Below are 10,466 nucleotides of genomic sequence, written 5' to 3'. Positions count from 1 at the left end.
AGTTGATTTGGCGTCCGGAATACTTACGCTTGTCAAATGAGCACTCAAACCAAATACGGCCAGTACTGCCCAATCGCAGCCGCAGCAGAAATCATTGCAGAGCGGTGGACCCCGCTTATCCTTCGTGGTCTTTTTTCTGGTTTAACCCGTTTTAATGAACTGCACGCAAGCATGCCGCGCTTGTCATCTGCACTGCTTTCAAAGCGGCTCGCCCAACTTGAACACATGCAAATTATCGAACGACAACGTGTTGGGGTGGGCAATAAATTCGAGTATCACTTAACCAAAAGCGGCAACGCCTTGTGGCCGGTGCTGGAACAAATGGGAAATTGGTCGCAACATTGGCTCCGAGATTCCATGACATCGTTGGACAACATTAATCCCGATCTATTTTTTTGGGAGGTTCGGTTTGCCAATATGTCAAACGAGGCAGGGGTGAAAAAACGCCGTGCTGTCGAGATCAGATTGACTGATACCGAGGCGACCAAACGATTATACTGGATGGTATTTGAAGGTTGTGAAATTGACTTGTGCAAGAAAGATCCGGGGTTTGAAATCGATCTTTGGGTAACAGCACCGGTGCAGGTACTCGTCAAAGTCTGGATGGGCCACATAAGGTTATGCGACGCGATCGATATCGAACGAATTTCCCTTCATGGCTCTAGTAAAGAAGTCGAGGCATTTGGTGTCTGGTTCAAGGGTAGCAGTTTTCAGGAAGTAGGCCTTGCGGCAATTTCACAATTGAATGATGGCTAAGTCTAAGATCATCGATTTCCAGCGTGTGTTTGAGCGGCAGCAAAGTCCGACAGAGCCGCCCTCGGCTCGTGTTGCAACGAACGTCTGCCCGCCGCCCGAAGCGATCACTGCGCCAAGCGCAAAACCCCTCAATTACGGCATGCGGCAAATAAACGTCGTCGCCGACAGTGGCATTGCCATACCGTTCGATCCGAATGCCTCCTGAAGTGCGGATAGCATCTCAGAAGCGACTTCTTCCGGGTTAACGCCACCACGTTCCCTGATTTCGTCGATGAGCGGGTTGCCGTAGACAAGCGCTGTTGCAAATGCTTCTGGGTTGTCGATGGTCTTGTTAAATTGGATAGTCTCATGCTCCACATCCCACCATCCTCCAGCAGCCAGATCGGCTCGAACCACTTCAGGGTCTCCATAATGAAAGGGGACTTTATAGAAGCCGGGCGGATCGTCTGGAAAAAATTTCGCACCTACATCATGCGCCATTTTCGAGAATGGGTTTTCGGACATGGCGCTCCAGACATTGAAAATATAGCGTCCGCCCGGTTTCAGAACCCGAGCCGCTTCTTTATAAGACGCTGTTTTGTCAGGAAAAAACATTACTCCGAATTGGCAGACCATCAAATCGAAGATGTTAGCGTCGAAAGGTAAATCCATAGCGTTAGCAACACCGAACTCAACGTTTTCACTTTCGGTAAATTTGCATTTAGCGACGTCCAGCATTGGCTGGTTCAAATCTGTGACAAGCAATTGAGTATCAGGCGGCAAATGGTCTCGTAGTTTTCTGCTTACAATGCCCGTTCCGGCTGCAAGCTCGATCACATTCCCGATATCTCCGTCGTCGCATAGCTTTACCAGCCTGTCGGCGTAATCCACGAAGATGTTAGGGCCCAAGCCATTGTCGTAGTGGCTTGGGATATCACCCACAAAACTGGAAGAGTTAGTCGACATTGGAAACCTCCCGCCCGCTATGCAATCCGTCTCTGAATGGAAGTATATCCGAAATTGCTTGATTAAACCAATTTGGTTGCGCCAAAACTGGTTTTCGTCGAACGACGACTTTGTCCAACTTAGCAGACCTCCGCACTCTGCGCAGCGAACGGTAGCTAAGATGAAGATTTTCTGATGCGGGCCAGTGTGCGGTCTTTCGGCTTGGCTCGACTGTGACCCGCGTTGAAAAATCTCTCAGGGAGGAAGCCGCGGGGACTGGGCGGTGTCTATATTGGATGGTCGTGTCCAACGTGCAGATATGACAGGCAGCCAACTTCTATTTGGTCCATGACTGAGTTTCAGCTGCGATTGCTTTGAGCCAAAGAATGTCGAACCCCGCAATAATTCGATAGCCTTTGGCAAAAAGCGCATCGGCTTGCGGCTTTGCGAGTCCGACATTTCCTAGAGGGATATTTGCAGCTTTCGCGGCTCTCTCGACCTTCGCAATAGCCGTCTGAAAATCTGGATGATCAAACTGACCAGAGATGCCGAGATCGGTTGAAAGATCAAACTGTGCAGGAATAATAGCGTCAATGCCCGGAACCGCGCAAATTTCCTCGATATTCTCAATCGCATCGCGGGTTTCGACTAAAAGGCAGCACACAATCTGGTCGTCCACTGCTTCGCGGTAATCAAGCAAAGAGGTGTCCCACCGTGAGTGCGCCAAAAATGGTCCGAACCCTCTTGTACCGTTGGGAGGATATCGCAATGAGGCGACTGCCCGTTTAGCATCGCTTGCACTACGGATCATCGGGAAAACAATTCCTTCGGCTCCCAAATCTAATGTGCGCTTTACTTGTGCAGCATCATTTTCGGTAACACGCACCAACGGAGCACAAGACGTCCCGGCCGTGGCCGCAATCATCGCATGCGCCGAGGAGTAATCGATTGCTCCATGTTCCATATCGATGATCACCGCATCACTCCCGGCGGACGCAATTGCCTGTGTCACTATTGCGGAAGGGATTGTACAAACATGAGCCGTCAATCGTAAGTCTTGATTGGCCAGTTTTCTTTTAAATGTCATCGGACTGGAGTTCATAAGAGCCTCAAATGCAAATATTGACTAAGTGGAATTATGGTCGCGGCCACAAGGCTCTCAATTCCACGAGCAGGATGCAAGTTTCGTGACGCCTGGTTGTTTTAGCGGCGCATGAATGAAGCAGCCTTCGAATTGGCCTGGCTGACATTTGTCAGAAAGCCTTTCGCCTCGTTCCAGGGTTTGGCTGCTTTGTCCCGCGGAGCGGTCATTGGTGCAGAGTGCAGCGAAGGTCGGCTTGGCGCCCATTTTGCTGAATACTACACTGTCAGAAGTTTGAGAGGCGTGATCAGAGCCAGAGATTGCAGCGACAGCAGGGTTTGTATCCGCTCGATTGGCACAAGGCGCTCGATGGAGTCGCAATCAGATCTATTTTAAAAACTGATCAAAAGACCTAACCCAACCATTGTCACACCGACAAACTTTGCAAGGATCTCGCTGCTTGGAACGATTTTTTCCACGAGGACGTAGACTGTGATCGCGATGATCCATGCGGTGTTCATGACGCCCACGACGAAGAGAAGCCCCATCAGCGCCCAACAGCAACCGACACAGAACAGGCCGTGCCGCCAGCCCATTGTCAATGCACCCCATTCGCCGTCGCGCCATTGGGTCATCAAGAAACTGATCGGTGTGCGGCACTGACGTAGGCAAGCGTGTTTGATCGGGCTAAACTGATACAGCCCTGCAATCACAAGAATGCCACCCCCCAGCGGTGTTGCGGCCTTCATCATCATTGGGGACATCACGGCCAAGTTGGTAAGCCCCGCCTGTAGCCCCGCCGCGACTAGACTAAAGCCGGCCCAAGCCAGAACATACCCGCCGGAGAAAGCAAAAACCGGCAGCCAACCGGCGCCTCTCGCGCGGTCAGCGCCCTGCATCCGCGCATAGGCCCCAATCATCGGGGCCGCCGTGGGCAGCATCATCGCGGACATCATGACCGCCCACATCAAGAACAGGCCGAAAAATTGCATCGGCGTGAACATCTGAGGAGACATCATCATCGCGGACATGCCAGGAATCGCGGACATGTCGGTGATCATGAGTGCCAGATAAATCCACGACGCCACGGCCACGGCAATTGGGCCGCCCAACAACAGAGCCAGACGCGCGGGCGTCATATGCGCCGTTGTGCCGGGCATCGAACCCGCGCGGTCCATTATTGTTCGCTCTGATAAGCAAACGGAGAGAACACGGCGGTTTTGTCAGACAGATTCCAGTCCATGTCATGGTCCTTGAAAACCATCTTGCTGGATTTGGCTACTGTCGCTGGAAACCCCGGTGCTATGCATAAAGGATGGCCAGAAATTGTGACTGGATCGCCGCCCTGGCCGGAAATCTGATCCACCTCGACATCCGCAATGTTCGGGATTTTGAGCCCATGCTTGCCAGCATCCACGGTAAATTCAATCGGCACTGAACGCACACCGACTATGGCCCCGATATGGGTGGCTAGTCGGGCCGGATGACCGCCGCCTTGACCGCCGAATATTTTCATCAAGCTGGCATTCTGTGCCTCGTCGGCGCGTTCATCGACATAGAGGGCGACGTTCCACTGGGTTGTGGCCATGTGGCCCGGAGAGTGCACGGCAAGAGCCACATTGAGGCCCAAAAGCGACACGCCTTCGTCTTCGCCGTCTTCAATGTGCCAACCGACCAGCGCGGTGCACTCGTCTTGGCTTGGGGGGCTGAGGAAAAGACAAGGACAGGCGACCTCGCAATTGCAGCTTTCAAAATAGGTTCCTTTAAGCGACCAGGTCATAGAGATACTCCTTTTTCCAAATTTGGATCGTGCCAATTCCTAACCGAGCCCCGACATCATTGCTTGATGAAGGCATTGAGATTACGTTTAGATTTCATCGTTTTTCGATCACGGCGAAAATGGAGTTTCAATGATCTACCAGTTCGGCTCCTTTCATCTTGATTCAGAGATGTTCGAGCTGCGCAAGAATAACAAACCCGTTGCCATGGAACCCCAAGTCTTCAACTTGTTGCTGTACTTGATCCATAACCGCGACCGGATCGCGTCTCGCGACGATCTAATTGCAGCCGTGTGGCAAGGTCGTGCCGTTTCCGATACCACGCTAAGCAGCGGGATATTTGCGCTTAGACGGGCTGTTGGAGATTCCGGTGAGACGCAAAACGTAATCAGGACGGTACAGCGACGTGGATTCAGATTTGTCGCCGAAATAAAGTGCGACTTTGACGCGACCGTCCGCCTAAGTGGTGAGGCTTTTGACGGTTCATCTGAACCCGATCCAACCGTGATCAAAATACCAAAATCAATGACTCAACCTGTGGCCAAGAAAAATACGGCAACAGTTATGCCAACACTGGTCGTTTTGCCGTTCAAGATCGCAAGCGCGGGCCTGGATGACTATTTTTGCGATGGACTGACCGAGGACGTTATCGCCAATCTAACCCATTTCAGAGAACTGAGAGTAATCGCCAGTGCCTCGTCTTTTCACTTCAAAAAGCGCGATGTTGCGCTCCCCGAGATTGCAGCAAAACTGGGAGCTGGCTATATCGTTGACGGTAGCGTGCGTCGAGAAGGCGACAGGCTGCGTGTCGCTGTCCAGTTGATTGAGGCGGCTTCGGGCGTTTCCCTGTGGGCAGATCGTTATGACCGGCGACTCGAGGATGTTTTCTCAGTCCAGGACGCGATAACTCGCATGATTGTCGCATCGCTTGGGGTTAAGATGCAGGATACCGCATTGACACATGCCTTGCAAAAAAGCCCCTCCGAATGGGATGCCTATGACTGCTTGCTACGTGCACGGCGCTATACCGCCACCTTGAACGAGGACATGCATGCAGAAGCGCGAGATCTTCTTGAAAAAGCGATCGCACTTGATCCGAACTACGCAGAGGCTCATGCCCTACTGGCCAATGTCTATCTGGCCGAGCACCGCTTTGAGGCCAATCCTCGTCCAAAGCCGATTGAGCGGGCTCTGGCCATGGCCCTTAGGGCCACCCAACTCGACCCGCAAAGTGCATATGCGCGCTGTTGGTTAGCGATCGTACATTTTTTTCAGAAGGACATCGGAAAGTTTGAGGCCGAAGCACAGCGTGCGCTCGACCTCAACCCGAACGATCCTGAAATACTGGCTGAGGTTGGCCATTATATGTCTTTCTTGGGAAGATTTGACTTGGGAACTGAGCTATCTGACCGAGCCAAAAAGCTGAACCCGTTGCATCCTGGCTGGTATCATTTCAGTTCCGCACTTTTGCATTTGCATCACCGGCGATACGACGAGGTTTTGGTCGATGTTCAGCGCATCAGTATGCCCGAATTTTACTGGACCCATCTCCTGAACGCCGCAGCATTTGGGCACCTTGACCGGAAAGAAGCAGCCGTGTCACTGGCGATGATGAGAAAGGTGAAACCCAGCATTACCACTGAAGCGGAAATTCGAAAATGGAATGTCGGGACGCAAGATTGCGCGCACATGATCGAAGGCCTGCGCAAAGCTGGGCACGCCTAATAGAGTTGATGGACGTTGGCTAAAAGTCAACATTGTTCGCCTGACAGGCCTTGGTACATCGCGCCACGAACGGACGCTCATCGCCCTTCTTGTCGAAATGTGCATGGCGCGGCATGTGTTACTTTCGGCCCATTGCGGACCTTCGAACAAATCACTGTGCGCGGTGGCTTCGAGCCCATTTTGCTTTTCTTGGACCTAACGGCGCATGCCGGGTTATGTCACGTGATTGAGCCGGTACGACGCAAAGGCAATACTTCATGGAACTTGCCGCTGGCGGTGAATTCGGGCGATGCTTCGCTTTCTCGCACCGCCACATCATCCAGGCCGTTATCGCGAAACACCTGCTTTACCGAAGCTATGACCTCTTGAAAGACTCGCCCCGCCGCCGTCTCATCGATCAGTTGTATGCGCACTTCGAATTCCTTGTCACTGGTCTGGACCAACTGGCTGCGCCGGGCGCTCTCGTGCTCGAGTTCGAAAACGAGTGGTGACAGCGTCACCTCGCCGACACGAACGAGCGTCGCTTGGCGTCCCTCCACTTGAAAACTGCGAAATGGCGACCCGCAAGCGCAGGGTTCCTCGTCGAAACGTACGCAGTCGCCGAGATCGTATCGGATGAAAGGCTGAACCTCGTTAGCGAGGACTGTCAGCAACACTGTCGCCGACAAAGTGCCATCGGGAACGGGCTGCATCGCCTCATCGACCGTCTCCAAGATGACCCAGTCTTCGTTCACATGCTTGCGCCCGTGGCTGCATTCGAACGAAAGCGCCAGACACTCGGTGCACCCATAGGGGTCGGCAATACCGTATTTCAGCGAGGGGAAGGCCCGCCCAACCCGCGCGCGAAGATCGTCCGTGAGTGTCTCGCCTCCCGTGGTAAAGAGCGCAGGCGCGATCCGCAGCCGCCCGGCCTCTTTTTCCCTGACCAGGATGGCCAGCATGCTGGGGTAGGTCACGATCCAGGCGATTTTCGCAATCGCATTTAGTCTGTCAACGAGTTGACCAATAGGCTGGTCGGCCTCAATGAAGGTTACCCCAAACCCCTTCGCCAGCTGCGGATTCAACCTTTGCACCAGTTTGTTAAACCCGTTTCCGGCGAAGTGGCCATGCCCGCCTGTGATCGTCACCCTGTCACCGAGCTTGCGGACGTCTCGCACGAGCTTGCGGTGGTATCGTTCAAAGCGCGCCAGCATGATGCCATAGGCATATTCCACGAACGATTCAGATATGACGATGACCGCGGGTTCGCCCGATGTCCCGGAGGTCTGAAAGACGGCGACATCGTCGATCGGCACCCCAACTTTCCCGATGTCCCGTAGATGTTCGCGGGCCTTGTCGAGGGAAAGAGAACGGATTGTCAGCCAATCGTCGAACTCCGCCATGAGCTCGGGTTTGCGGGTCACCGGCAAGTCGCTCAGCTCAATCTCGCTTGATGGAGGCAGATCCGCGTAGAGCCGGTGATACAACGGCGACTCGCGCCGCGCTTTTTCCACGAGACGCCGCATATTGCCGAGTTGCTTGGCTTCAATCCGCTTCCGTCCGCCCCAGCCTGTCCAGAGCCCACCGACCGCATATCCCAATGCTCTAGGAAGGCTGAAACGCATATCCACTCGCGATGCTTGTTCTTTGTATCCGACGTAAAGAATTCGTTGATTGGAAACTATACCAAGGAGCTCCGCGTTAAATGACCTATGTCAAATCGCGTAGTCGCGCTGTTTTGTGGTCATGCGGCACACCGCGAAAGGGGATATGAATGCAGCGACACCCAAGGTCGGCTTCGTCCGGAGGCTGTGTGAAAACTCGGGATTCTTCATGATTTCGCGCCGCTGGTTTTCGGGAGTTGCTAATTTGATGGTTCAGCTCTACGAGAGCGTGCCTGAATCTGGCAATTTTTGGCATTTGTGAAAGCTCTCGATAGTTTTCACACAGCCTCTCCGCAGAGCTGCCCTTCAAGCAAAGCGCCGCGAACGACCGCATTTCGCCCAAGATCCCCGCTTACAACCCTCCGCAATGCGCTGAATCCGTCCCGCTGGACCAGCGGCATCTCAGGCTGGGTTGCCCGTCGGCTGTGGGTACATTGCATTAAAGATCGCTCCACCTCAAATCGGTGGAGCAGCGCACTCAGTGATCAGCTGACGGGCGGTCACCCTTTCGCGGTGGATCATATACAGTCCTGCGCCGATGATGATGGCGATTCCGGCGAGGGTCAGCGCATTGGGGAAGTCGCCGAACACCAGATAGCCCAGCAATGTCGCCACCGGCAGTTCCAGATACTGCAGTGGCGCCAGTGTGGCCGAAGGCGCCAGCGACAGCGCATAGGTCATCATCATATGGCTCAGCGAGGCGAAAAACCCGACGCCCAACAGCCAGAGCCACACAACGCCTTTGGGCCAAACTGGATCAAGCAGCTCAGCCCCCGTGCCTTGGGCCAATATCATTACCGGCAGGCACAGGAGGCTGGCGATAAGGCCTGTGTGGAATTGCAAGGTGACGGGATGCATTCGCCGCGACAGCCCGCGTGTCACAAGAATATAGAGCGCGAACCCCACCGCAGTGCCCAGCGGAAACAGCGCCACTGCGCCAAAGGCTGCAAAACTGGGTTGGATCACAAACAAGACACCCACAAAGCCCACAATCGCTGCGCTTACGCGGCGCGATCCGACATCTTCGTCCAAGTAGAACTTCCCCACCAGCAGCACGATGAACGGGGCTACAAACACAATCGCTAAGGCATCGGCAAGGGGCATGACCCGGATCGCAGCGATAAAGCAAAAGGTCGAGACAAACAAAAGTACCGCGCGAAACAACAGCGCCAGCCATTGCCCCCGCGCCACCCGCAACGACAGACCCATCATCCAGACAAACGGCGCCATCAGCACGCACTGAACGATAAAGCGTGCGGCCGTGATCTGTCCCACCGGCACGCTGCCCGATGCCAGCTTGGCCGCCACATCCAGTAAGGGGGCGGTTACGCAAAATCCTAGCATCAGAGCCACACCGGCTAGGATGCGGTCCGTGGAGGGAGCGTAGGAGGTAGAACTGTTCATGGGCCCCGCATAAGGGTGTTACCACACGCGCGTCTACTCCTTTTGCGACGCTTGGCCGTGCTCAGGGGGCCTATGCAGACATTGAAGGCATACGCAGCGAACGGCAGCAAAGAGCCCAAAATAGACGTTCTTTGTCATGTCGGTGAAGGCCCGGCGACCGGGAACAAGGAAAAGTCCGAACTTCGCAAGAATTGCCGCGACGTGTTTTGTTGGTCATGGTCAATCAAGAAAACCGTGGGACCGGACCCCTGCGCCAGCTAGAAAGGTAGCCAGACTATGCATCCTACTGAAAAGATCGTCCGCCAGTTTCATGAGTCCTGGGATATGCGCGATCCAGACCGCGGCGCACAAGTCATTGCCACGGACTGCGACTTCGAGGATATAGCGCGCGGCGAAAAGTTATCGGGAAAAGATGCATACAAAGCAGACTACTTCCGTTGGCGCGAGGCTTTCCCAGACGGACTTTGCAAGGTCGAGAATGTTATAGTCAGTCATTGCGGTGAATGGGCCACTGTCGAGTTTCGCAATACGGGCACCCACACTGGTACTCTGCGCTCAAGCCTTGGGGATTTTGCGCCGACCGGCAAACGGGCCGAAGTCCGCTATTGCTCGGTCATGAGGGTAAAAGACGGATTGGTGGTCGAAGGCCGCGACTATTACGATGGCGCAACCATTGCACGGCAGCTGGGTCTTGTAGACTGAGACGCCTTTCCCAACCGCCTGAAATTCTTTGGAAACTCTACCCAAAGCCACCCCCTTACGGTCCACTTTCAGCCGGTTGGGAAAGCTATCGACCGACAAGCCAAAACCAGCCATCTTCGTAAATAGTGATTTATGGAGGCAGAAATGGTCCTGGCACGAAAAACAATCTTTGTTCGCGAGTTGATCACGTCTGATGCCTTTGGCAAACCATGCGAACCGGTATCACGCGTTGCGGCTGCCGCAGTCTTTCGCAATCCGCTGGCAGGACGTTTCGAGGCCGACCTTTCCGTACTCTTCGAAATCGGCGCCGAACTGGGGCAGCAACTCGCCGAACAAGCCGTCGAGCAGCTCATTGGGTCTCCTGTGTCATATGGCAAGGCGGCGATCGTTGGTGTCGCGGGCGACATGGAACATGGAGGGGCCACTATTCATCCCAGACTGGGTGCGCCGATG

General features: G+C 54.2%; 10 protein-coding genes. 4 read left to right on the top strand and 6 right to left on the bottom strand.

Translation table 11 applies throughout. The features are described from left to right. Positions 1-36: 36 nt before the first annotated feature. Positions 37-756 (top strand): helix-turn-helix domain-containing protein, encoded by a 720-nt coding sequence (locus Q1B15_RS00320; RefSeq protein WP_299748445.1) that lies wholly within the window; start codon positions 37-39, stop codon positions 754-756. 132 nt (positions 757-888) lie between these two features. On the opposite strand, the gene Q1B15_RS00315 is transcribed toward Q1B15_RS00320, so the two are convergent. The 4 genes from Q1B15_RS00315 to Q1B15_RS00300 form a co-directional block, all read right to left on the bottom strand. Beyond that, positions 889-1,701 carry a class I SAM-dependent methyltransferase gene (locus Q1B15_RS00315; protein WP_299748442.1) on the bottom strand — a complete coding sequence of 271 codons (813 nt, stop codon included), beginning with the start codon at positions 1,699-1,701 and terminating at the stop codon, positions 889-891. A gap of 316 nt (positions 1,702-2,017) precedes the next feature. Beyond that, positions 2,018-2,767, bottom strand: a complete 750-nt coding sequence (locus Q1B15_RS00310; RefSeq protein ID WP_299748437.1) for an aldolase/citrate lyase family protein — start codon at positions 2,765-2,767, stop codon at positions 2,018-2,020. Positions 2,768-3,153: 386 nt separating this feature from the next. Next, a complete protein-coding gene (locus Q1B15_RS00305; protein ID WP_299748435.1) occupies positions 3,154-3,939 on the bottom strand; it encodes a DUF2182 domain-containing protein in 786 nt (261 codons plus the stop codon). Continuing rightward, entirely contained in the window at positions 3,939-4,541 is a 603-nt protein-coding gene (locus Q1B15_RS00300) for a DUF1326 domain-containing protein (RefSeq protein ID WP_299748433.1), read from the bottom strand. The genes Q1B15_RS00305 and Q1B15_RS00300 overlap by 1 nt, the downstream gene beginning before the upstream one ends. Positions 4,542-4,671: 130 nt before the next feature. On the opposite strand from Q1B15_RS00300, the gene Q1B15_RS00295 reads away from it, so the two are divergent. After that, positions 4,672-6,264, top strand: coding sequence for a winged helix-turn-helix domain-containing protein (locus tag Q1B15_RS00295; protein WP_299748430.1), 1,593 nt, complete (start codon positions 4,672-4,674; stop codon positions 6,262-6,264). Between the two features lie 218 nt (positions 6,265-6,482). Here the strand turns inward: Q1B15_RS00295 and Q1B15_RS00290 are convergent, their stop codons facing one another. Then, a complete protein-coding gene (locus Q1B15_RS00290) occupies positions 6,483-7,868 on the bottom strand; it encodes a phenylacetate--CoA ligase family protein (protein ID WP_299748427.1) in 1,386 nt (461 codons plus the stop codon). Positions 7,869-8,363: 495 nt separating this feature from the next. Continuing rightward, entirely contained in the window at positions 8,364-9,311 is a 948-nt protein-coding gene (locus Q1B15_RS00285; protein WP_299748425.1) for a DMT family transporter, read from the bottom strand. Positions 9,312-9,587: 276 nt separating this feature from the next. Between Q1B15_RS00285 and Q1B15_RS00280 the strand changes: the two genes are divergently transcribed. Together Q1B15_RS00280 and Q1B15_RS00275 are read left to right on the top strand one after the other, a co-directional pair. Next, on the top strand, positions 9,588-10,013 hold the full coding sequence (locus tag Q1B15_RS00280; RefSeq protein ID WP_299748422.1) for an ester cyclase: 426 nt from the start codon (positions 9,588-9,590) through the stop codon (positions 10,011-10,013). Positions 10,014-10,157: 144 nt separating this feature from the next. Further along, positions 10,158-10,466: amino acid synthesis family protein (locus Q1B15_RS00275; protein ID WP_299748419.1), on the top strand; the 309-nt coding region annotated here is incomplete at its 3' end.

This window comes from uncultured Boseongicola sp. (assembly GCF_937988555.1).
Taxonomy (GTDB): Bacteria; Pseudomonadota; Alphaproteobacteria; order Rhodobacterales; family Rhodobacteraceae; genus Boseongicola.
The sequence above is the reverse complement of the archived record's forward strand: the minus strand, read 5'-3'. Positions and strand labels throughout refer to the sequence as shown.

Bases quoted from the DNA above. Each gene is read 5' to 3' on its own strand.
- Q1B15_RS00320 (WP_299748445.1), top strand. From the start codon at position 37: ATGAGCACTCAAACCAAATACGGCCAGTACTGCCCAATCGCAGCCGCA.
- Q1B15_RS00315 (WP_299748442.1), bottom strand. From the start codon at position 1,701: ATGTCGACTAACTCTTCCAGTTTTGTGGGTGATATCCCAAGCCACTAC.
- Q1B15_RS00310 (WP_299748437.1), bottom strand. From the start codon at position 2,767: ATGACATTTAAAAGAAAACTGGCCAATCAAGACTTACGATTGACGGCT.
- Q1B15_RS00305 (WP_299748435.1), bottom strand. From the start codon at position 3,939: ATGGACCGCGCGGGTTCGATGCCCGGCACAACGGCGCATATGACGCCC.
- Q1B15_RS00300 (WP_299748433.1), bottom strand. From the start codon at position 4,541: ATGACCTGGTCGCTTAAAGGAACCTATTTTGAAAGCTGCAATTGCGAG.
- Q1B15_RS00295 (WP_299748430.1), top strand. From the start codon at position 4,672: ATGATCTACCAGTTCGGCTCCTTTCATCTTGATTCAGAGATGTTCGAG.
- Q1B15_RS00290 (WP_299748427.1), bottom strand. From the start codon at position 7,868: ATGCGTTTCAGCCTTCCTAGAGCATTGGGATATGCGGTCGGTGGGCTC.
- Q1B15_RS00285 (WP_299748425.1), bottom strand. From the start codon at position 9,311: ATGAACAGTTCTACCTCCTACGCTCCCTCCACGGACCGCATCCTAGCC.
- Q1B15_RS00280 (WP_299748422.1), top strand. From the start codon at position 9,588: ATGCATCCTACTGAAAAGATCGTCCGCCAGTTTCATGAGTCCTGGGAT.